Origin of the sequence: Bacillus sp. AF62 (genome assembly GCF_050312695.1) — a bacterium.
In the GTDB taxonomy this organism is placed as follows: Bacteria; Bacillota; Bacilli; order Bacillales; family Bacillaceae_G; genus Bacillus_A; species Bacillus_A cereus.
Window position 1 is genome coordinate 73,571 of the sequence record NZ_JBNPJZ010000042.1, and the last position, 22,633, is coordinate 96,203.

Below are 22,633 nucleotides of genomic sequence, written 5' to 3' on the forward strand. Positions count from 1 at the left end.
TGGGGGGAAATATGAGACGAATTTGTGTAATCATTACGCTTCTTATTATGTACGCAAGCGTTATGCCAATTCCTACATATGCAAAGATGAACAGCAATGTCAGTGCTCGAAATGCTGTATTAATGGAGCAACAGTCTGGTCGTGTATTATACGGAAAAGCAGAACATGAACCTCAAAAAATTGCTAGTATAACAAAAATTATGACTGCCTTGTTAGCTGCTGAATCAGGGAAGATGAAAGAAATGGTGTCAGTTAGCAATGAAGCGGTGAGGGTGGAAGGATCAGCAATCTATTTAAAGCCTGGACAAAAAGTGAAGTTAGAAGATTTAGTATACGGACTCATGCTTAGATCTGGTAATGACGCAGCGCAAGTAATTGCTGAAAGTGTGGGTGGGAGTATAGATGGATTCGTATATTTAATGAATGAAAAGGCGAAAGAAATTGGAATGAAAGATACTCACTTTTCAAACCCTCATGGTTTAGATGGAGATGGATCACATTATTCGTCGGCTTACGATATGGCGTTATTAACGAAGTATGCAATGGGAAACGAGTCATTTAAAAAAATCTTTGGAACAAAAACGTATAAATCCGATTCTTGGGATTACCCGTGGAAAAATAAACATAAGTTGGTAACGTCTTATTATGAATTTGCAACAGGAGGAAAAACAGGCTTTACGAAGAAAGCAGGAAGAACGCTTGTTACAACGGCATCAAAAGATGGACTAGATTTAATTGTCGTAACTTTGAGTGCTTCTAGTGATTGGGATGATCATATGAATCTATTTGACAAAGGATTCGAACGTTTCAAGCAAACGAAAGTTTTAGGACAAGGAGCAATTGCTGAAATAAATGAAAAGAAGTATGCCAACCATGTTTATACGAAAAATAGTTTTTCCGTGCCGTTAACTGAAGAGGAAAGAAAGAACGTGTTATTAAAAGTTGAACTGGATAAAAGTATAACGCTTGAGGATGGAGTAAAGGTTGGAAAGACAGATGTTTATGTTGGCAATGAGAAAGTTGGAGAACGGAATTTATTTTATAGTAAACGGAAGTTAGTAGCTACAACGGGACTTTACTGGAATAATGTGAAAGAAATTTTTTCTTACATGATAGGTGTTGGGAACGATGGTTAATCTCGTATGGGTAGCGATGGCTGTCATTGGGATTGTATACGCCATGATAAATGGAACGATGGAAGAAGTGAATAAGGCTGTATTTGACGGAGCAAAAGATGCAGTAACGATTTGTATAGGACTTATTAGTGTTTTAGTATTTTGGCTTGGTTTAATGAAAATTGCAGAGGAAGCCGGATTGTTAAAAAAATTAGTTTCACTTTTTATGCCGATAGTAAAAAGGTTGTTTCCAGAAATACCAAAGGACCATCCGTCCATGGGATTTATTCTATCAAATATGATGGCAAACTTTTTTGGTCTAGGTAATGCAGCAACCCCTCTTGGTATTAAAGCGATGGAACAACTAAAAGAGTTAAATGGAGGAAAGGATTCGGCGAGCCGTTCTATGGTGACGTTTCTAGCATTAAATACATCAGCTATTACATTAATTCCTACGACAGTCATTTCAATTCGAATGACGTATGAATCAGCCAATCCTACTGAAATTGTTGGGGTAACATTTATTGCACAAGTACTTTCTATGATTGGAGCGATTTGGATTGACCGCTATTTTTACCTAAGAAGGAGTAGAAAGGGGCGGAAAAAATGAGTATTGTAAATACAATTTCTTTATGGGTAATCCCTTGTGTAATTGGTTTTATCCTTTTATATGGCACGATAAAGAAAGTGCCGACGTATGAATCGTTCGTTGAGGGAGGAAAAGAAGGGATTCAAATTGCAATTTCCATTTTACCGTTTATGGTTGGAATGCTTGTTTCTATTTCTATATTCCGATCTTCAGGTGCGCTAGATGCAATGATATCAGTAATGAAGCCAATGCTAGATTTAATTCATGTTCCAGCAGAAATCGTTCCATTAGCACTAATACGCCCTATTTCAGGTTCTGCTGGTCTAAGTATTACGACTGATTTAATTGCCACATATGGGCCAGACTCATTCATTGGGAGATTAGCTTCTACGATGCAAGGGAGTACAGATACGACTTTTTATATTTTAACAGTATACTTCGGAGCTGTTGGTATTAGAAAAATGGGAGATGCATTAAAAGTAGGTCTTTTTGCAGATTTAATCGGAATTATTTGCTCGATTGTCTTTGTTTCCCTATTGTTTCAGTAAAGCTATTCATTTTTTATGCTATTTCGCGTATAATACGTATACGACCACTATTAAGGTGTAGCTTAATAGTGGTTTTTTTATGTGGTATTTTTGACAAAATGATGAACTTTTATTGTGAGAAATATGAAAAATATGGACAATAATAAAGGATAAAAACATGATTTGACCTTTATATGTTTAATATCATCGCTATGTTGTTTAAGTGAGATGGAGCGAATAACCGTAAAGCGTATGCGGTTGCCAAGTCTTTCTAATGTAAGGTAAGATAAATTCGAGGTGAAAAAAAGAAATGGAACGATTACAAAAAGTGATTGCGCAAGCAGGTATTGCATCGAGAAGAAAGGCTGAGGAATTAATTCAGCAAGGAAAAGTGAAAGTTAACGGAAAAATAGTGAAAGAGTTAGGAACAAAAGTAACTCCTCAAGATAAAGTAGAAGTAAATAACATCCCTCTTGAAAAAGAAGAACCTGTTTATTTTTTACTATATAAACCAACTGGTGTAATTTCAAGTGTATCAGATGATAAAGGTAGAAGTGTTGTAACAGACTTTTTCCCTGAAATTACACAACGTTTATTCCCAATCGGACGTCTAGATTATGATACGTCAGGAGTATTATTAATGACAAACGACGGGGACTTCGCAAATATATTAATGCATCCTAAATATAAAGTTGAAAAAACGTATGTTGCAAAAATAAAAGGCCCATTAACAGGTGAGAAAATTCGCATGTTAGAACGCGGTGTTGCACTAGAAGACGGTAAAACAGCACGAGCACATGTGAAAATTATTTCTTGGGACAAGCGTAAAGAAATGGCTATTGTACAATTAACAATTCATGAAGGACGTAACCGTCAAGTACGTCGTATGTTTGAAGCGTTAGACTGTAAAGTAGTGAAATTAAAACGTGAACGTTATGCTTTCTTAGAAGTAGGAAGCCTGCGACCTGGTGATGCGAGAGAATTGACACCACATGAGGTGAAACAATTACGCGCGCTTGCTTCTACAAAGCCAAGATAAGCTATAGAGTTAAAAATTCACCAGTGGAGTGCTCTGCTGGTGATTTATTCAATACAACATTTACAGAAGATAATACATAACATTTACCGAGGAGAGGAGAGGTAATATGAAGAAAAATCGCTTATTATTTCGCGTTATTATTCTACTCATTTTATGTGGTGCTGTAGGATTTACCCTTTATCAAGGATTCTTTGCTAATAAAGAGAAAATGCAAATCGGAAAAGAAGCACCTAACTTTGTTGTGACGGATTTAGAAGGGAAGAAAATTGAACTAAAAGATTTAAAGGGAAAAGGTGTATTTTTAAACTTTTGGGGTACGTGGTGTAAACCTTGTGAAAAAGAAATGCCTTATATGAATGAATTATATCCAAAGTATAAAGAAAAAGGCGTTGAAATCATAGCGTTAGATGCGGATGAAACGGATATTGCAGTAAAGAACTTTGTGAACCAATATGGTTTGAAATTCCCAGTTGCTATTGATAAAGGACAAAAGATTATAGGAACATATGGAGTAGGTCCATTACCGACAAGCTTTTTGATTGATAAAGATGGAAAAGTAGTGGAGCAAATTATAGGTGAACAAACGAAAGAACAGTTAGAAGGGTATTTAAAGAAAATTACTCCGTAATAAAGAAAGCCTTTACATAAGAGGTGCGTGTCTATAGTGCCTCTGGTTTAAAAATTCTGAGTATTGCGGTAACTCAAGGTTAGAATATACAATAGTACATATAGAGACAGGGGCGGTGAGAGTGTTGAAAGAAATTAAATGTGAATGTGGACATGTTAATCCGATAGGAACCGTTTTTTGTGAAGCTTGCGGGAAACCATTTGAAAGCAATGAAAATGCAAAACTATTGGATATGCGCTATGAGGGGAGTGCACGGAGATCTCTCACGCAAACAAAAACGATAGTCGATAAAATTTGGAGCTTTTTCTCTTCTGTAAAAGTGGGTGTATGGCTAATCGTAATAACTTTAGCTGCATCAGCGATAGGAACTATTTTTCCGCAAGAAATGTACATAACTCCAGGGATTGCACCAGCTGAATATTATAAACAAGAATACGGATTTTTAGGGCAATTATACTATCAATTAGGATTTAATAATTTATACGGTTCATGGTGGTATATGATTTTGATTGCTTCTATCGGTATTTCACTTGTGATATGTAGTTTAGACCGCGTTATTCCACTTTATAAAGCTTTAAAAAAGCAAGGCGTAAAAAGACATCCTAGCTTTTTAAAGAGACAGAGATTATATGGGACTGGTACACCGAAAGATGGTGACCTGGAAAGAGTGCAAAAGAATTTAAAGAAAAGAAACTATAACGTGAAAGTGGAAGACGGAAACGTTTTAGCAGAAAAGGGACGCTTCTCGCGTTGGGGTCCATATGTAAATCATATCGGTCTTATTATCTTTTTATTCGGTGCGATGCTTCGTTTTTTACCGAGTATGTACGTAGACGAAGCACTTTGGTTACGTGATGGTGAAACGAAAGAAATACCAGGGACGGATGGACAATACTACTTAAAAAACGAGAAATTTATAAAAGAAGTTTATGATAAAAGTAAGGACAAGGAAGTTTTTGAGGAAGCGATTGATCGTGTAGGCGATAAAATGATTGCGAAAAACTTCCAAACGAATGCTGTATTATATAAAGCTGTGGGCGAAAATATAGCAGGGCAAAAACCAAAGTTGGAAAAAGTAAAAGAAGCGGAAATTCGAGTAAATGAACCACTGAAATTTGATCAATTTGCAGTGTATCAAGTGGATTATAAAGAAAGTGAATTTAAAAGTATGTCCTTCAACTTGCAAAATAAAGAAAATAATCAAAAATGGGGACCGATTAAAGTAGATTTAACGAATCCTAAGGAAAAATATGATTTAGGAAATGGTTATTCTCTAGAACTATTAAGCTATTTTCCTGATTTTTATTTTGATGAGAATGGAAAACCAAATACAAAAACGAAATTACCGAACAATCCTGCATTTGTATTTAAAATGTTTACACCTGGAACACCGGATGGTGAAGTGAGTTTTGTTGGTATTCAGCAAAATATAGAACCTGATGGAAACAACAAATATAAAATGTCGTTTGCAGGTGTTGAAATGCAAAATGCAACAGCACTTACTGTAAGAAAAGATTTAACGCTTTGGATTCTCGGTATTGGAGGGTTTATATTTATGGTTGGTGTCATTCAAGGTATGTATTGGAATCATCGCCGTATTTGGATACAACGTGTTAATGATGAATGGTGGATTGCAGGGCATACGAATAAAAATTGGTTCGGTTTAAAGAAAGATATTGAAAGAGTAATAGAAGGTACAGCAATTCCACAGCCAAATGATAAAGTAATCGATAAAAAAATTAGTTAAGGTGGGGAAACGATATGGTGCAAATAAGTAGTAACTTTCTCTTTACCGCATTTATTTTATATTTAATTGCGACTCTATTTTTTGGTGGAGCCATTAAAGAAAAGGGTCATAAATGGGCAAATGTAGGAATAACAATTACAATTTTAGGGTTTATAGCACAAACAGTATATTTTGTTACAAGGTGGATCGCATCAGGGCATGCACCAGTTAGTAACTTTTTTGAATTCGGTACATTTTTCGGCATGATGCTTGTAGGAGCATTTATTGTAATGTATTTTATGTACCGTGTAAGTATAATTGGACTATTTGCATTACCAGTTGCGCTTTTATTAATTGCCTATGCAAGTATGTTTCCGAGGGAAATATCTCCGCTTATTCCATCTTTAAAAAGTAATTGGTTACATATTCACGTGACGACTGCAGCAGCAGGACAAGCAATTTTAGCGATTAGTTTTATTACGGGCGTTATGTATTTATTAAAAAATGTAGATCAATCAACGAGAAGTAAACGGACATTTTGGCTAGAGACGGTAGTATTTACACTTGTTTGTACAGTTGGATTTATTGGAGTAACAACGGTATTTTCTAGTATGAAATATGAAGCGAAGTTTCAATGGGTTGATAAAAATGAACAGCAACTGGAAATGAAGTACAATCTTCCGGCTTTAGTTGGACCGCATGAAGGGAAGTTACTGACAGAAAATAAATTAGAACCGGCAGTTGAAGTTCCAGCGATTGTAAATGCGAAGAAATTAAATACTGTTATTTGGTCAGTATTAGTTGGAACATTACTTTATATTGTATTAAGACTTGTTTTACGGAAGCGAGTATCGGCAGCACTTCAGCCGTTAGTAAAGAATACGAATAGTGATTTACTAGATGAAATCGGATATCGATCTATTGCAATTGGATTCCCAGTTTTCACATTAGGAGCGTTAATTTTTGCAATGATTTGGGCTCAAATAGCGTGGACGCGTTTTTGGGGCTGGGATCCGAAAGAGGTTTGGGCACTTATAACGTGGCTTTTTTATGCTGCAGTACTACATTTACGATTATCTAAAGGGTGGCATGGAGAGAAATCAGCTTGGCTTGCAGTAATTGGTTTTGCAATTATTATGTTTAACTTTATTGTAGTAAACTTAATTATTGCCGGTTTACATTCATATGCATAGAGAAATAAAATAGGAGAGTGCATGTCACTTTCCTATTTTATTTTTGTCAACTTTTCTTCTTTTTTGAGAAAAACATGACAAAGTAGCGGTTGATTTTGTAAAATGATGTCGAGGACATTATATACTGTTCAAAAAAAATACATAGTTTTGGAAAAAAATTGAACAAAATTTATTATTCTTGTGAAGCATAATATGGGAAGTGAAACATTTAGAAGATTGCTTAAATAAACGAGAATAGCGCAACATAATAGTAAAGAAGGGTAGGTGTGAACCGCTGAAGTGAGAGTACGCAGCGGGTAGAGATGGAAAATGAATCAAGAATTTTAATTGTAGATGATGAGGATCGTATTCGTCGTTTATTGAAAATGTACTTAGAAAGAGAACAATACACAATTGAAGAAGCAGATAATGGTGATACAGCTTTAGAAATGGCGTTACAAAATGATTACGATTTAATCTTATTAGATCTTATGATGCCTGGTAAAGATGGCATTGAAGTATGTAAAGGGGTTCGTGAGAAGAAAGCGACACCAATTATTATGCTGACAGCAAAAGGTGAAGAAGTAAATAGAGTACAAGGATTTGAAGTTGGAACAGATGATTATATTGTAAAGCCATTTAGTCCACGTGAGGTCGTGCTACGTGTGAAAGCGGTATTACGTCGTGCTGTACCAACAACATTCTTTACACAAGATACAACGACAAAAGATGTTACTGTATTCCCGCACTTAACAATTGACAACGATGCACACCGTGTTACTGCAGATGGCAATGAAGTAAACTTAACGCCGAAAGAATATGAGTTACTATTATTTTTAGCGAAAGCTCCTGATAAAGTATTCGATCGTGAGCAACTGTTAAAAGAAGTATGGCAATATGAATTCTTCGGAGATTTACGTACAGTTGATACACATGTAAAGCGTTTACGTGAGAAGTTAAGCAAAAAATCACCAGATGCAGCGAAAATGATTGTTACTGTTTGGGGTGTAGGTTACAAATTTGAGGTTGTGAACGACTGATGCTTTGGAGAAGTGTAGTAGGGAAGTTATGGATGACCATATTACTTCTCGTTTCGTTTGTTCTTGGATTTGTTGCGATTTTACTTTCACAGTTTTTTAGAACGTATTATGTTGATATGAGTGAAGCTAGGCTTCAAAAAGTCGCAACAAGTGTTTCAGAGTTAATTGAAGAAGGTGCCGATGTAAAAACGATTGAGAATATCGCTTACAAATTCTCTGATCCACTTTCAAGGATTATTATTGTAGAAGATGGTAAAGAAATCTCTTCTTCACCGAAACAAGAAGGCTTAGTCACTCTTACAATGGATGACTTAAAAGAAGATAAAGAATTAGCGGCTGTGTTTACAGACAAAAAAGAAATTAAGAATAACATTAGAAAAGCCTCTAATAGTAGAAAGAATAAAAATACTGAAAATGATATTATGATTGTCGGAAAACCAGTGCAATCAAAAAATCAAAGTGCAGTGTTTGTGTACGAATCTTTACAAGTGCCGATACAAGGTATGGAAAGAACGACTGATTTTATATTCTTATCAGCAGGGATTGCGATTATATTAACAACTTTCTTTGCATTCTTCTTATCTACTCGAATTACAGCACCACTTCGTAAAATGCGTGAGGTTGCTTTTGAAGTGTCGCGTGGGAAGTTTGATGCGAAAGCTCCTATGGTATCTCAGGACGAGATTGGTGAGCTTGCAACGGCCTTAAATCAAATGGGGAAACAGTTGAAGTTTAATATGAATGCCCTGCAGCAAGAGAAAGAACAGTTAGCAAGTATTTTGAGTAGTATGGCAGATGGGGTTATTACATTAAATCAAGAAGGTGAAGTTGTAGTAATCAATCCGCCAGCTGAACATTTCTTACAAGTTTGGCAAGAAGAAAAAGAGATAGAGCTCAGTAAAAAACTGCCTTCTGAACTTGTTGAACTATTCCATCTCGTTGTAGAAAGCGAACAACAACAAGTTGTTGAAATTAATTTACAAAAAGGGAACTATGTAGTTCTTATGACGCCGCTCTACAATCAAACGAAAATTCGCGGGGCTGTAGCAGTACTGCGAGATATGACGGAAGAACGTCGTCTTGAAAAGATGCGTCAAGACTTTATTGCGAATGTATCGCATGAACTTCGTACACCGATGGTCATGCTGCAAGGATATAGTGAAGCAATTTTAGATGATATTGTGCAAACGAAAGAAGAAATTAATGAGTTTGTTCAAATCATTTATGATGAATCCGTTCGTTTAGGTAAACTTGTAAATGAATTATTAGATTTAGCACGCATGGAAAGTGGTAATGTAGAGTTACATATAGGTGAAGTGGACATACATCCGTTTGTTGAAAAAATTGGTCGTAAATTCCAAGGGATCGCAAAGGATAAAGAAGTTGAACTAACAGTTGATTTCAAAAATCCAATTGAACAATACCCGTTTGATGCAGATCGTATGGAACAAGTATTGACGAATTTAATTGATAACGCAATACGTCATACGAACGCAGGCGGACATGTAACACTTGTAATTGATACGAAAAATAATGGTCTCATTTTTGAAGTACAAGATTCGGGCGTTGGTATTCCAGAAGAAGATATTCCATTTTTATTTGATCGTTTCTATAAAGCTGATAAAGCAAGAACACGTGGGAAAAAAGGTGGAACAGGACTCGGGCTTGCGATTGCGAAAAATATTGTTCAAGGCCATGATGGTAAAATTTCTGTATCAAGTGTTGTTGGAGAAGGAACTACATTCTCTGTCTATTTACCGAATCGTATAATTTAGATATACGTTTTTAAAGTTGATAATGAATAAAGTTCTGCTGTTTTTTATTTTTTTGTAAACTCAATTAAATAAAGAATGGTAGAACTTTTTTCTATGTTGCTCGAATAAAGAATAACAAGAGAGGTGCTGTGAAGAAATGAAATTATATACAAAAACAGGAGATAAAGGAACGACAAGTGTAATAGGTGGTAGGGTTGATAAAGATGATATCCGTGTGGAAGCGTATGGAACAATAGACGAGGCGAATTCTCATATCGGATATGCAATGACTAAACTACAAGGCGGGCCTTTCGGAGATATTTACAATGAACTTGAAACGATTCAACATGAACTATTTGATTGCGGGGGAGACTTGGCGATAGTAGGCGAGAAGATACCTTATAAAGTAAAAATTGAAATGGTCGAAAACTTAGAAAGTAGGATTGATTCGTATATAGAAGAAGCACCGCCGCTAGAGCGCTTTATTTTACCAGGTGGAAGCGAGTCGGCAGCTGCTATTCATATTGCACGTACAGTTGTAAGGCGAGCAGAACGATGTATCGTGTCCTTACAAAAAGAAGGAAAAATAAATGAAGTTGTTCTAAAGTATGTAAATAGATTATCTGACTATTTATTTGCAGTAGCTAGAGTAATAAACGCTCGATTACAAGTAAAAGATGTAGAGTATAATCGCAGTGCAATCGTTTTTCGTGATAAGAAAGAGAAGGAAGTGGAGTGATTCACTTTCTTTTTTGTATACTTTTTTCTGTAATATACCAAAATAGAGAAGGTATGGTGGTAATTAGAAAACGGAGGATGTATATGAAAGTTTTAAAATACGGCGTTATGTTATTGACAGTACTGTTTTTATCTCAATTACATGTGTACGCAGAGGGAAATCAATGGGCATGGCCTGTTGAAGGACAGATAAGTGATTATTTTGGGACAAGACACGGAAAACACTACGGTATAGATATAGCGGCACCGATCGGCACACCTGTGTCAGCTATTCAAGAAGGGAAGGTAACAAAGTCTTATTATTCAAGTAGTTATGGAAACGTTATATTTATTAAACATGGAGAATATGAGGCTGTGTATGCACATTTAAATAAGAGATATGTAGTTCAAGGGGATTATATTTCAAAAGGAGAAAAAATTGGAGAAGTAGGGAACACGGGAGAATCGCGAGGTGCACACTTACATCTAGAACTTCATCAAGGAAGATGGACGATGGCGAAAAAGAATGCGATGAACCCATTGCTTGTTTTAAGTGAACAAAGAAATGAAGTTGTTTCTTCATCATTATATGTCGTACAAAAAGGGGATACTTTAGTTAGTATTGCACGGAAATTTAGTATGACACTTAAGGAAATTAAAGAAAAAAATGGATTGCAGCAAGAGCTAATTTATCCTAATCAACAATTATACGTTAAGTAAAGGCAACGTCTCAAAAATTAAACTTTGAATATTTTTAAATAAGGTTCAATGTAGATGAAATTATATGGGCGCTTCTCCTAGAAGTATTGAGTGAATTAGAGTATCTATATTTAAAAGAAAACCGTCCCAAAATTTATTTTGGGACGGTTTCTTTTACCAAAAAATAAAGACACATATAAATCCAGAAATAGCTAAATAGCTATATAAGTAAAAAACTTTTGTTCTTGTTTTCTCTTTTGTTCGAAACAGTACGATAGTCGGTTCAATTAAACCGATTGTCAAACAAAGTAGGCCAAGAAGCATACAACCAATCGAAATAGAATACAGGGCGATTTGTGGTGCTTGAAATGGAATCATCCATTTTAATAAAAATGCAATAAGTGCAGTGTAACAAATGCTACCGATGTATTTATTCAGTGGTGTATTAGAACGAAAGCCAGGAAGTTTTTTTAAGAAAGAGCGGGAAACAACTTCTGTTTGTAAAGATGTATGCTCTTCAATAATTTTTTGAGCTTCTTTTCCTTTTTGAAAAAGAGATAAGATCCAATTTCGCTCACCCTGAAAAATAAATTGAGAAGTTGTCAAATAGTGATCAATCTTCACTTTACTCCAACTCTTCCACGGATGACGCTCACACAATTTTAATTTACTTTCTGTTTTCTTATCATACTGATAAATACTGATGCCATCTTCATCGAAAGTAGCATAGTATGTCTCGTTTGAGAATGTGCCTAAATCAATTGGGCAGTAGAAAAGTAATTCTTTTTTTAAGTAAAAGTATTCTTTTCTTAAGTTTTTTTTCATTGCTTCTCGAATAGAATGTCTCTTTTCTTTTTTCATGACATTTCCTCCATAACTCAGAAAATGTTCTTATCTTAACAATTCAATATCTTATCACTTTTAATTATATATGACTAGGTAATTCAAAAGAGAAATGCCGAATAATAAAAAATATGGATTGTATTGTAAAATATTTCGCAATTCATTTGTTGTTACGAAAAATAAATAACTAATTTTAAATAAGTTACAATTTTTTAGTTCACAATGTTATGAGGTTGTTGTATAATGAAGGGGAAAATAGAATATCGGTCTATCTTCGGGGCAGGGTGAAAATCCCGACCGGCGGTGATGAACTATTTATGATTTTGTTCTAAGCCCGCGAGCCGTTAAGGCAGGATTTGGTGTGATTCCAAAGCCGACAGTATAGTCTGGATGGGAGAAGATGGAGGTTCAAGCGTTCAAAAAAGATATGGATTTGAACGTCTGTTTGATGTGCCTTAAATTCTCCCTTTGTGTAAAACACAAAGGGTTTTTTCGTTCTATGAAAAAATAGGCATAGCAGAACCTTTCCACTTTCCATGAGATGATCGATGGAAAAGGAGAGAGAAAGATGAAACAAAAAAACAGTGTAGTGCAGATGGTGAGTGTAGCGATGCTAAGTAGTATTGCATATTTACTAATGATGTTGGATTTCCCGTTCCCAGGGCTTCCGCCATTTTTGAAAATTGATTTTAGTGATGTACCAGCTCTAATTGCAGCAATTATCTTTGGACCAGTAGCAGGAGTGATTGTAGAGGCGATAAAGAACATTTTACATTACGGGATTCAAGGAAGTTTAACAGGAGTACCAGTTGGAGAAATTGCAAACTTTATTGCAGGATGTTTATTTATTGGACCAGCAGCTTTCTTATTTAGAAAGTATCGTACTGTGAAGAGTTTAACGACAGGATTAATGCTAGGGACAATTACAATGGCACTTATTATGAGTGTATTAAACTACATCATCATATTCCCGGCTTACACTTGGTTTTTAAATTCACCGGCTATGTCTAGCGAAGCTATCAGAACAACGGTTGTAACGGCAATCTTACCATTTAATTTAATTAAAGGAATTGTTGTAACAATTGTATTTGTGGCATTATTCTCACGCCTGAAAGTATGGGTGTTTGCAAAAATGAAAAATGCATAATATATATTAAAACCATTAGTAGTGTGGAACTACTAATGGTTTTTTATTAAGGAAAATAAAATTGAGATACAAAAAACGCCCCTCATCAATATGAGGGGCGTTTTTTGAAGTTAATAAAAGACTATTCGAATTTTAAAGCGTCTCCGTCGAATGATTCGTCAGCAACTTTAATTGAGTCAGTTGGACAGCCTTCGAATGCATCCATCATATCTTCAATTAATACATCTGGAATTTCAACGATACCTTGGTTATCGTCTAATGTTACAAATGCAATACCTTCATCATCATAGTCATAAATGTCTGGTGCAGCAGCGCCACAAGCACCACATGCAATACAAGTATCTTTATCAACGATTGTATATTTTGCCATCTTTTTTCCCTCCTGATAATATGTATGTGAAAAGCTCGCCATAAAAATTATAACCTTATTGTAAAACGGTTTGTGAAACTTTTCAACATAAAATTATAATGATAATGCTTATCAATTAGAGTGTCAACTTATTTTTGAATTATGTCATAAGATTTTCAAAATACGTAAATGTGATTTCGTTTGATACAATAGAATATATACAAGTATATAGTTCTTATATGATAAGTTTAATGAGCGACAGTAGATAGTGTAATTGTACTGAAAAGAATGAAGTTAAGATTGGAAGGTGGAAGCGGTCATGCAAATACAATATACTTTGTTGCATTGTTTAAAACAATTGAATGGTGAAAGAACCGTTTCTTCTATTTATTATTTACTAAAGGGCAAACGTTCTTCGCAAACTTTACAAGATGGAAATATGTTCCGGATTTCTTTTTTATTCGGAATATATAAATCATTAAATAGAAATGACTATGATGGTGAAGTTGTAAAGTTGTTGCAAGCGGATTTTATTCAAGAAATACATGAAAATACATATGTGTTAACACCTACGGGTAAAATGCAGTTACATAAATGGGAGGAAGTTTATGCTTTTCCAGCACATTTGCATGGTTTACATTATGGTGAATTAGGTGAAACATTTTGGAAAAGATTATCATTGATTATTCAAACCATATCAAATTTACAACAGAATAATACGAAGTTTATCCCAATTCAACAAGATACAGAAATAATGATGTGGGTAAAACGTTTTCTAACAGGAAGGCCATATAAAAGAAGTGAGTTGGCGAGGAAACTATGGACGGAAGTACATAATCTTTTGGAAAAGAGTAATGCGATAGAAGCGACGATTGTAACATATCGACTAACGGGCTATGAACGTATTGGTTGTACATTGCAACAATTAGCAGAAATTACGAAACAAGATATATTCAGGGTGTATTTTTTATTTTGGGGTACAATGCATTTCTTTATACAAGAAGTTCGTGATAAAGAAAATGAATTTCCACTATTAGCTGAAATTATATCTTATCCAAATGAGAGAGCTGAATTATTTAGTTTATCCACGAAAAAAACATATAATTTTTGGAGACAAGGGCGTTCTTTAGAAGAAATAGCGACGATTCGGAATTTAAAGGTTGCAACGATAGAAGATCATTTTGTTGAAATTGCTTTGCGAGAAAAAGATTTTTCTATTGAAATGTTTATGGAAAAAGAAAAGATAGACAAAGTAATAAAAGTAATTGAAGCATTACAAACGCGGAAGTTACGTGTTTTGAAACAAGCTGTTGGAGAAGATATCTCTTATTTTGAAGTTCGTCTTGTATTAGCGCGGATGGAGGGTGTAAATGAAACTTGAAGAATATTTATATAAGTGGTTTGGATATTCTGAATTTCGTCCAGGTCAAAAAGGAGTTATTACAGATTTATTAGAAGGAAAAGATGTGATAGCAATGCTTCCGACTGGAAGAGGGAAATCTATGTGCTATCAGTTTCCGGGGCTTATGCGAGAAGGAACAGTGCTTGTTGTATCACCGTTATTATCTTTAATGGAAGATCAAGTGACACAATTAAAGTATGTTGTGAAAAACCGAGTGATAGCATTTAATAGTTTTCGGACATTAAATGAAAAAAGAGAAGCGATGAAAAAATTATCTTCATATAAATTTATTTTTGTTTCACCAGAGATGTTACAGTCGGAGTTATTAATTAGGGAATTGAAGAAAATTCATATTTCATTATTTGTTGTTGATGAGGCTCATTGTATTTCTCAATGGGGTTATGATTTTAGACCGGACTATAAGAAACTAAATGTAGTTATTGAAAATATTGGTTCTCCTACAGTATTAGCATTGACAGCCACAGCGACAAAAGGGGTACTACAAGATATCGCAGACAGTTTAAATTTAAAGGGTGCCGCGGAACATGTATACTCTATTGACCGTCCTAATATTGCAATGGAGGTGCAATTTGTAGAGACGATAGAAGAAAAGAAAGAGGCGCTTTTGGAGCAGGTGATGTATTTACAAGGGCCGGGAATTGTATATTGTTCAAGTAGAGCGTGGACAGAAAGGTTAACGGAATACTTGAGAGGAAAAGGTGTTACTGGTGTAGCTTTTTATCATGGTGGTATGGAACATGAAGAGCGTATGTTAATTCAACAACAGTTTATGAACGATCAATTGCAGCTTGTAATATGTACAAGTGCATTTGGTATGGGGGTAAATAAGGCGAATACGCAATATATTATTCATTTTCATTATCCAACTAATATAGCTTCTTACTTACAAGAAATCGGAAGAGCTGGAAGAGATGGCGAACCGAGTATAGCTATTTTATTGTGTAGTCCGTTGGATCATGATTTACCAATTTCAATCATTGAGGATGAATTGCCAAGTAAGTCGCAAATACAATTTTTATTTTCTTTACTACAAGAAAGAATGTTTCAAACGAAAGAATTACCAATAGAAGATGTAGAAGAAATTTGTTATAATGCAGCAAGATTTAATGAGCAATATTGGCGTTTCGTTCGTTATCATCTCGAACAGGTTGGAATTATACAACAACGAAGATTATTATTAGAGGGTTTGTCAGATGAAATTATGAATCGATTAATAGCTGAAGTAGAAATAAGGTTGCGTAATAAATATAGTGAGCTAGAAAATATGAAGTCATGGATACGAGTTAAAGGATGTAGACGTGAATATGTGCTGCAACAGTTCGGTTATAGGAAAGAGAAAGAGTTAAATAATTGCTGTGATTATTGTGGTATTACAAAAGAAGATTATAAAAAAAGACGAGCGCAACAATCGGATTTCGACTATAATTGGGAAACAGAGTTACAAAAGCTTTTCGGCCTAGAAAAGATGGGGGAATGATGAACATTCAAAGGCATAATGTTGAAGATATGAGTCCGCAGGAAATAAGGCTGAATCTATATATAACACAGTTAATTATTATCGGTATTGGCTGTTTACTAGCATATATATTATTTCAAGATGTAAAAGAAGTGTTTAATTTATGGAGATGGGAACCAGTATCTATACTTATTATAGGTGGTTTGTTAGCGATTGGTATTGTGTTATTAGATTATGTTGCAATGCGAGTGTTTCCAGAGTCTTGGTTTGATGATGGTGGTATTAACGATAAGATGTTTCGAGGAATGTCGGTTCTGCATTTACTCATTATTACGTTCGTAATCGGTTTTGCAGAAGAATTTTTATTTAGAGGTGTAGTGCAGACTCATTTTGGAATTGTAATTGCGAGTTTCGTATTTGCAGTGTTACATATTCGTTATATAACAAAGCCATTTTTGTTTTGTTTCGTCTGTTTCATTAGTTTTGTCTTTGGTTATGTATTTGAATGGACAGGGAATTTGTTTATAACAATCTTTGCACACTTTCTTGTTGATTTTATAATGGGACTCCAATTAAGAAAATAAATGGAAGGTGGTGGTGAACAACATGAGGAAACGAATTCCTGATTTTGAAGAGGAATTAGAAGTTGAGCGAGTAGAAGAAAAAGAAAGTTTACCGCCGCGTAGTGAAATTCATAGAAATAAAGAGAAAAAACAAAAGTTTAAAATAAATCATATTTTCGTCCGGGTTTTAACATTTCTATTCATTCTGCTGCCGATTAGTATTTTGTGGTATACGGATAAATATATTCAGGTGAAGGGCGATAGTAATAATGCCGGGAAAAGTGCGTTTGAAGTAATCTTCTTTGATTCAGCTAAATCTGAGTCGCAGAAACAGTCTGAAAAAGCGATAACGCATACTGTGAAAGAGGGAGAAACTTTAGAAAGTATAGCGAAGCAATATTTTTCAGATGAAAATGGGGTTGAAGTAATTAAAAAGTATAATAACTTGCAAGAAGATGAAGTGAGTGCAGGTCAAGAATTAAAAATTCCGATAAAAGATAAGTCCACAAAGCAAGAGAGCTAGTGAATTAGGCAAACGCAGTTTGTTATAAAAGCCTAGGGTTATCTTTATGATGAGGGGAGTAAAAAATATGATATGGATTATATTATTCAGTACTCTCATAGGAATGGGGATTTTATTACTTCTTGTGATGTATAAAGAAGCGATGCGTAATACAGTGTTGGAACATACTTTAGTATTTAAAGAATTTCCGAAAAGTTTTCAAAAAGTAAATGTGTTTTTTATTTCTGATATTCATAGAAGAGTCATTTCGAATTTGTTAATTGAACAAGTAAAAGGAAAAGTAGATCTCGTAATTATCGGAGGAGATTTAGCAGAGAAAGGAGTCTCTTTATCAAAAATCTCTGCCAATATTCAAAAGTTAAGAGAGATAGCTCCTGTATATTTTGTGTGGGGAAACAATGATTATGAGATAGAATATCATGAATTAGATGCTTTATTATTAGAAAATAACGTAAAAGTTTTAGATAATACAAGAGTGGTATTTGAGTCTGAATTAGGCGAGAAAATTTGTTTGCTCGGTATAGATGATGTTGGATTGCACCGTGATCGTTTAGATTTGGCATTGGCGGATTGTAAAGAAGATGGTTTTCGTATCTTAGTTAGTCACAACCCTGATATAATAAAAAAGATGTCTGGAAATGAACAGATCTCACTTGTATTAAGTGGACATACGCATGGAGGACAAATCCGATTATTCCCATCTAAAAAATATTTAAAAGGTGGCGTATATAACCATTTGAATACGATTCTCTTTGTTAGTAATGGGTACGGAACAACATTGATACCACTTCGTTTCCGAGCGCCTGCTCAAACACATATTATTACATTGTGCGGAGGGAAATGATGCCAACTCTTAGTGGGAAATATAATATAAAAGCTGTTTCAAATATAATTGGAGTTCAGCCGAGTACGCTTCGCGCATGGGAAAGACGATATCAAATTATTGCCCCAAGGCGGAATCAAGCTGGACATCGTTTATATACAGAAGAGCATATTCAAATTTTAAAATGGTTAATGGAAAAAATTTCTTCCGGTATGATGATTGGACAAGCAGTTCAGTTATTAGAAGAGAATCGTTTGCAGAGTACAGTTCAAAAAGAGATACATTGCGATAAAGAAGTTGTTTTAGTGGACGATTTGCTACAAGCTTTGTTAAAATTTGATGAAATTACAATTGCTGCATTATTAAACGAAGCTTTTAGTATATATTCAACAGAAAAGGTTGTTGCCAGTATCGTTCTTCGAGTGACAGACAAATTATTAACGTCAAAAAATAATAATGAGATTTCAATGGTGCAATTTCAATATGCACTATCATTTTTACAAACGCGTCTAGGGATGGTGTATCACAATGCCTCAATGTTTTCTTCTTTACACAAAGTTATTGTGTTAGAGAAGAATGCATTGAAAGGATTTATTTTTTCAACTTATTTACGCTTAAAAGGATATGAGGCGATATATATTAGGACAAGCTTAGCTGAAGATGGTATGTTGTCAGCGGTAGAGGAAATACAGCCGAAATATGTGTTTGTATCTTTTGCTGACGAACTAGAAATGAAAAAGACGATGAACTTTATAAATGTATTACAAGAAAAAAGGGAATCTCTTTCTGTTGGATTTATCGGAAAGCTAGGCGTTCTAAACCAGTTGGACATTGAAACAATCTTAATTGGTGATACGAAAGAAGAATGGGATGAATGGTTAAAAATGTCGGAATAGTTGTTCGAAAAGAACCATCTATTTTCTATTTCATATAATAAAAATTAGATGCATTGGTTACGTAGGGAGGGTATGAGATGAGGCTGGAACGATTAAATTACAATAAGATAAAAATTTTTCTAACATTTGATGATTTATCTGAACGAGGATTAACGAAAGAAGATTTATGGAGAAATGCGCCGAAAGTACAGCAATTATTTCGTGATATGATGCAAGAAGCAAATAAGGAATTAGGATTTGAAGCAGATGGTCCGATTGCAGTTGAAGTGTTTTCTCTACAAGCACAAGGGATGGTTGTAATTGTAACGAAAGAAAATCAAGAAATGGATACGGATGATGAGTTCCGTGACGAGTTTATTGAAATGCAAGTGACTCTAGATGAAAGTGAACATATATTATATGAGTTTGCTACGCTAGATGACATAATTAACCTGTCGAATCGCTTATATAACCTTGGTGTAACTGGCGGAAAGCTATATACGTGGGATGAGCGCTTCTATCTTTGGGTGGAAGAAGAGGAACAAATTCAATTGTTAAAAGCGGATTTTATAGCTATTTTAGCGGAATACGGCAATCCGTCTACAGCAACTATTTATCGCATCATGGAGTACGGTAAAGAATTAATGGATTTTAACGCGATAGAACAAATACACAATTACTTTGTGAAAAAACAAAACCTCAGCTAATACAACATAGCTGAGGTTTTGTTTTTATTTGGATAAGGGAAGGGATGATAGTAAATACGCGAACATACTTTTTGAAAATAAAATATGCAGTTTTATGGGAGCGTCGCTGAGGAAAATAAAAAATATTTAAATATTTAAGTATTTTACTTTTCTAAAAGTAATAAAAGGACTATAATAATAGTGAAAACGCTTGCAACAGAAAATAGTTTATATATATTTGTTAGCGTTTTCTATTGCATTCCAAATTTAAGGGTGTATACTAGGCAATGAAGGTTTACTAAACAAGTGAAATTACAGGGGGTTTACTTACTATGGTAGCCGAAAAGGGAACTCAAACAAAAACACAACAACAAAGGGAACAACATTTTGAACTATTGAATTCAACACAAATTGTTATTAGTGAAGCGTTAGAAAAATTGGGTTATCCAAACGAAGTATATGAATTATTAAAAGAACCAATTCGTATGATGACAGTGAAAATACCAGTTCGTATGGATGACGGGACTGTTAAAATATTTACAGGATATCGTGCACAACATAATGATGCTGTTGGTCCAACGAAAGGTGGAATTCGCTTCCATCCGAATGTAACAGAAAATGAAGTGAAAGCACTTTCAATCTGGATGAGTTTAAAATGTGGTATTGTTGATTTACCATATGGTGGAGGTAAGGGTGGAATTATCTGTGATCCACGTGAAATGTCATTCCGTGAGTTAGAAAGATTAAGCCGCGGTTATGTACGAGCAATTAGCCAAATCGTAGGTCCGACGAAAGATATTCCAGCTCCAGATGTATTCACAAACTCTCAAATTATGGCATGGATGATGGATGAGTATAGCCGTATTGATGAATTTAATTCACCAGGATTTATTACAGGTAAACCGCTTGTATTAGGTGGATCACATGGACGTGAAACAGCAACTGCGAAAGGTGTAACAATTTGTATTCGCGAAGCTGCGAAAAAACGTGGCATTGATATTAAGGGTGCACGCGTTGTTGTTCAAGGGTTCGGTAATGCTGGTAGCTTCTTAGCTAAATTTATGCATGATGCAGGTGCGAAAGTTATTGCAATCTCAGATGCTTACGGCGCTTTACATGATCCAAACGGATTAGATATTGATTATTTATTAGACCGTCGTGATAGCTTCGGTACAGTAACAAAGCTATTTAACAATACAATTTCAAACAAAGAATTGTTAGAGCTTGATTGCGATATTTTAGTTCCAGCTGCAATTGAGAACCAAATTACAGAAGAAAATGCTAATGATATTAAAGCGAAAATCGTTGTTGAAGCTGCAAATGGTCCAACAACATTAGAAGCGACTAAAATTTTAACAGATCGCGGAATTTTACTTGTTCCAGACGTATTAGCAAGTGCTGGTGGTGTAACGGTATCTTACTTTGAGTGGGTACAAAATAACCAAGGTTACTACTGGACTGAAGAAGAAGTAGAACAACGTTTAGAAAAAGTAATGGTAAAATCATTTGATTCTATTTATGAAACAGCACAAGTTCGTAAAGTGAACATGCGCTTAGCGGCGTACATGATTGGTGTTCGTAAAATGGCTGAAGCAAGCCGCTTCAGAGGTTGGGTATAAAATATTATATCTTGAGAAAACGTGATTTCCTTTCGAGGGAATCACGTTTTTTTGTTGAAGTATTAAATGAGGTGTTGTATATGGAGAATGAAATGCTGGAACGAGTAGAACAATTAGAAGAAAAGGTTAAGAGGTTAGAGGGAGAACTTGCAAGAACGGTGAAAGCTCGAAAAATAAGTACTGTTCGGATATTCGGGGAAGGGCTACTGTTTTTGATATTTGGTATGGTTGTAGTAGGGCCGATTATTGCCGTTGTAATCTCAATTTTTACTTGGCTTGCTGAAAAATAAAATAAAAATAAAATAAAAATAAAAAGAACGCTTGTTCTGTACGAACAAACGTGCTATACTCTCCTTAGATAAACAAAACGGAAATGATTTTAAGGAGAGATAAATGATGAAAATGACAGTAGACCAAAGATTTATGATGCCAGCAGATGTTGTAGAGCGAGTGGAAGTATTACGAAACAAACAAAGCAAGCGTGGCACATTATTACAATCGGTAAACAAATTTTTCGGTTTAGATACGAAAGAAGATTGTGTTTGGTTTTACGGTTTTTATGGAGTGGCTGTAAGTATCTTGTTGTTTATGGTGTTCACTTCAAATATTTTCGATTTTCTCTTTGCGTAAGAAATATGCGATAAGGACATTGCTACCGAATACATATATAAGGAAGTAAGGTAATCTTCTAGAGCGGGAGTTGGTAGCAATGGCGATGTTTCCTATAGAGCGCAACTATATAGGATATGGAAGTTCACGACCGGGGATTCCTCTAACTAAAGTGAGATTTATTGTAAGCCATGATACGGGGAATCCTGGAAGCAATGCGATAGGAAATCGAGATTACTTTAATGAATTACAACCGAAAGCTTCTGCGCATACATTTATAGATGATAAAACAATATTGGAGATTATTCCTATAAATGAAGTTGCATATCATGTTCGATATGGTGTGCCGACGGATAATGACTTATACGGCTATGACGCGAATAAGGCGGCCATTGGAGTGGAACTTTGTTATGGCGATGATGTTAACTTTTGGGAAGCATATAATCGTTTTACATGGTATCATGCGTATTTATGCCAAAATTTTGGCTTAAATCCGAAAAAAGATATCGTGTCACATAAAACGCTTGATCCAGCTAGAAAGATTGATCCTGAGAATGTATTAGGGAAACAAGGTATTAAATTTCAGCAGTTTTTAGCAGATGTCTATCGGATGTACGTTTCGTTTAGATGACAAATATATGAAAAATGAATACAATAAAGATAGGTGCCTACTGCTGTAAGTAGGTTTTTTCTTGTTTTTATAAATAGTGT

The 22,633-nt window shown here is 34.9% G+C and carries 25 protein-coding genes and 1 riboswitch; of the genes, 23 read left to right on the forward strand and 2 right to left on the reverse strand.

The genetic code is table 11. The features are described 5' to 3' along the window. Positions 1-11 precede the first annotated feature (11 nt). The 11 genes from ACQRBL_RS07105 (at position 12) to ACQRBL_RS07155 (ending at position 11,027) form a co-directional block, all read left to right on the forward strand. Positions 12-1,136 (forward strand): D-alanyl-D-alanine carboxypeptidase family protein, encoded by a 1,125-nt coding sequence (locus ACQRBL_RS07105; RefSeq protein WP_001252626.1) that lies wholly within the window; start codon positions 12-14, stop codon positions 1,134-1,136. After that, a complete protein-coding gene (gene spmA / locus ACQRBL_RS07110) occupies positions 1,129-1,725 on the forward strand; it encodes a spore maturation protein SpmA (protein ID WP_065482895.1) in 597 nt (198 codons plus the stop codon). The genes ACQRBL_RS07105 and spmA overlap by 8 nt, the downstream gene beginning before the upstream one ends. Further along, positions 1,722-2,252, forward strand: a complete 531-nt coding sequence (spmB, locus tag ACQRBL_RS07115; RefSeq protein ID WP_000029514.1) for a spore maturation protein SpmB — start codon at positions 1,722-1,724, stop codon at positions 2,250-2,252. Before spmA ends, spmB begins: the two co-directional genes overlap by 4 nt. A gap of 289 nt (positions 2,253-2,541) precedes the next feature. After that, positions 2,542-3,270 (forward strand): 23S rRNA pseudouridine(2605) synthase RluB, encoded by a 729-nt coding sequence (gene rluB / locus ACQRBL_RS07120; RefSeq protein WP_411995785.1) that lies wholly within the window; start codon positions 2,542-2,544, stop codon positions 3,268-3,270. A gap of 106 nt (positions 3,271-3,376) precedes the next feature. Beyond that, positions 3,377-3,898, forward strand: coding sequence for a thiol-disulfide oxidoreductase ResA (gene resA / locus ACQRBL_RS07125; protein ID WP_000742194.1), 522 nt, complete (start codon positions 3,377-3,379; stop codon positions 3,896-3,898). A gap of 121 nt (positions 3,899-4,019) precedes the next feature. Next, positions 4,020-5,645, forward strand: coding sequence for a cytochrome c biogenesis protein ResB (gene resB / locus ACQRBL_RS07130; RefSeq protein ID WP_411995784.1), 1,626 nt, complete (start codon positions 4,020-4,022; stop codon positions 5,643-5,645). Between the two features lie 14 nt (positions 5,646-5,659). After that, on the forward strand, positions 5,660-6,817 hold the full coding sequence (gene resC, locus ACQRBL_RS07135; protein WP_000250087.1) for a cytochrome c biogenesis protein ResC: 1,158 nt from the start codon (positions 5,660-5,662) through the stop codon (positions 6,815-6,817). A 302-nt stretch (positions 6,818-7,119) separates the two neighbouring features. Then, a complete protein-coding gene (gene resD, locus ACQRBL_RS07140) occupies positions 7,120-7,836 on the forward strand; it encodes a DNA-binding response regulator ResD (protein WP_000426861.1) in 717 nt (238 codons plus the stop codon). Next, positions 7,836-9,611 carry a sensor histidine kinase ResE gene (resE, locus tag ACQRBL_RS07145; RefSeq protein ID WP_000964683.1) on the forward strand — a complete coding sequence of 592 codons (1,776 nt, stop codon included), beginning with the start codon at positions 7,836-7,838 and terminating at the stop codon, positions 9,609-9,611. The genes resD and resE overlap by 1 nt, the downstream gene beginning before the upstream one ends. A 136-nt stretch (positions 9,612-9,747) precedes the next feature. After that, positions 9,748-10,329 (forward strand): cob(I)yrinic acid a,c-diamide adenosyltransferase, encoded by a 582-nt coding sequence (locus ACQRBL_RS07150; RefSeq protein WP_000781271.1) that lies wholly within the window; start codon positions 9,748-9,750, stop codon positions 10,327-10,329. 83 nt (positions 10,330-10,412) lie between these two features. Next, positions 10,413-11,027, forward strand: coding sequence for a peptidoglycan DD-metalloendopeptidase family protein (locus ACQRBL_RS07155; protein WP_000866228.1), 615 nt, complete (start codon positions 10,413-10,415; stop codon positions 11,025-11,027). A 153-nt stretch (positions 11,028-11,180) separates the two neighbouring features. Here the strand turns inward: ACQRBL_RS07155 and ACQRBL_RS07160 are convergent, their stop codons facing one another. After that, positions 11,181-11,867, reverse strand: a complete 687-nt coding sequence (locus tag ACQRBL_RS07160; RefSeq protein WP_000711798.1) for a hypothetical protein — start codon at positions 11,865-11,867, stop codon at positions 11,181-11,183. A 248-nt stretch (positions 11,868-12,115) separates the two neighbouring features. Continuing rightward, positions 12,116-12,255, forward strand: a riboswitch (FMN riboswitch). 162 nt (positions 12,256-12,417) lie between these two features. Between ACQRBL_RS07160 and ACQRBL_RS07165 the strand changes: the two genes are divergently transcribed. Next, positions 12,418-12,996 carry an ECF transporter S component gene (locus ACQRBL_RS07165; RefSeq protein WP_000810856.1) on the forward strand — a complete coding sequence of 193 codons (579 nt, stop codon included), beginning with the start codon at positions 12,418-12,420 and terminating at the stop codon, positions 12,994-12,996. Positions 12,997-13,117: 121 nt separating this feature from the next. Here ACQRBL_RS07165 and ACQRBL_RS07170 read toward each other — a convergent pair whose 3' ends face one another. Then, positions 13,118-13,366 carry a ferredoxin gene (locus tag ACQRBL_RS07170; protein WP_001151993.1) on the reverse strand — a complete coding sequence of 83 codons (249 nt, stop codon included), beginning with the start codon at positions 13,364-13,366 and terminating at the stop codon, positions 13,118-13,120. 298 nt (positions 13,367-13,664) lie between these two features. Here ACQRBL_RS07170 and ACQRBL_RS07175 point away from each other — a divergent pair, with 298 nt between their 5' ends. From ACQRBL_RS07175 to ACQRBL_RS07225, 11 genes are all read left to right on the forward strand, one after another. Continuing rightward, complete coding sequence (locus tag ACQRBL_RS07175) at positions 13,665-14,726, forward strand: helix-turn-helix domain-containing protein (protein ID WP_001167017.1); 1,062 nt, start codon at positions 13,665-13,667, stop codon at positions 14,724-14,726. Then, positions 14,716-16,245: an ATP-dependent DNA helicase RecQ gene (gene recQ / locus ACQRBL_RS07180; RefSeq protein ID WP_016082279.1), complete on the forward strand. Its 1,530-nt coding sequence runs from the start codon at positions 14,716-14,718 to the stop codon at positions 16,243-16,245. The genes ACQRBL_RS07175 and recQ overlap by 11 nt, the downstream gene beginning before the upstream one ends. Continuing rightward, positions 16,245-16,808, forward strand: coding sequence for a CPBP family intramembrane glutamic endopeptidase (locus ACQRBL_RS07185; RefSeq protein ID WP_001025783.1), 564 nt, complete (start codon positions 16,245-16,247; stop codon positions 16,806-16,808). The genes recQ and ACQRBL_RS07185 overlap by 1 nt, the downstream gene beginning before the upstream one ends. A gap of 22 nt (positions 16,809-16,830) precedes the next feature. Continuing rightward, positions 16,831-17,310 (forward strand): LysM peptidoglycan-binding domain-containing protein, encoded by a 480-nt coding sequence (locus ACQRBL_RS07190; protein WP_001231555.1) that lies wholly within the window; start codon positions 16,831-16,833, stop codon positions 17,308-17,310. A gap of 67 nt (positions 17,311-17,377) precedes the next feature. Beyond that, positions 17,378-18,154 (forward strand): metallophosphoesterase, encoded by a 777-nt coding sequence (locus tag ACQRBL_RS07195; RefSeq protein ID WP_000637796.1) that lies wholly within the window; start codon positions 17,378-17,380, stop codon positions 18,152-18,154. Continuing rightward, positions 18,154-19,029, forward strand: coding sequence for a MerR family transcriptional regulator (locus ACQRBL_RS07200; protein WP_411995783.1), 876 nt, complete (start codon positions 18,154-18,156; stop codon positions 19,027-19,029). The genes ACQRBL_RS07195 and ACQRBL_RS07200 overlap by 1 nt, the downstream gene beginning before the upstream one ends. A 77-nt stretch (positions 19,030-19,106) precedes the next feature. Then, a complete protein-coding gene (locus ACQRBL_RS07205; RefSeq protein ID WP_001235398.1) occupies positions 19,107-19,715 on the forward strand; it encodes a genetic competence negative regulator in 609 nt (202 codons plus the stop codon). Positions 19,716-20,026: 311 nt separating this feature from the next. Then, positions 20,027-21,313 (forward strand): NAD-specific glutamate dehydrogenase, encoded by a 1,287-nt coding sequence (gene gudB / locus ACQRBL_RS07210; protein WP_000225172.1) that lies wholly within the window; start codon positions 20,027-20,029, stop codon positions 21,311-21,313. A gap of 80 nt (positions 21,314-21,393) precedes the next feature. Continuing rightward, entirely contained in the window at positions 21,394-21,603 is a 210-nt protein-coding gene (locus ACQRBL_RS07215) for a hypothetical protein (protein WP_000426766.1), read from the forward strand. A 103-nt stretch (positions 21,604-21,706) separates the two neighbouring features. Beyond that, positions 21,707-21,943, forward strand: coding sequence for a DUF3961 domain-containing protein (locus tag ACQRBL_RS07220; protein WP_001983018.1), 237 nt, complete (start codon positions 21,707-21,709; stop codon positions 21,941-21,943). 79 nt (positions 21,944-22,022) lie between these two features. Further along, positions 22,023-22,553 carry a peptidoglycan recognition protein family protein gene (locus tag ACQRBL_RS07225; RefSeq protein ID WP_097987169.1) on the forward strand — a complete coding sequence of 177 codons (531 nt, stop codon included), beginning with the start codon at positions 22,023-22,025 and terminating at the stop codon, positions 22,551-22,553. Positions 22,554-22,633 lie beyond the last annotated feature (80 nt).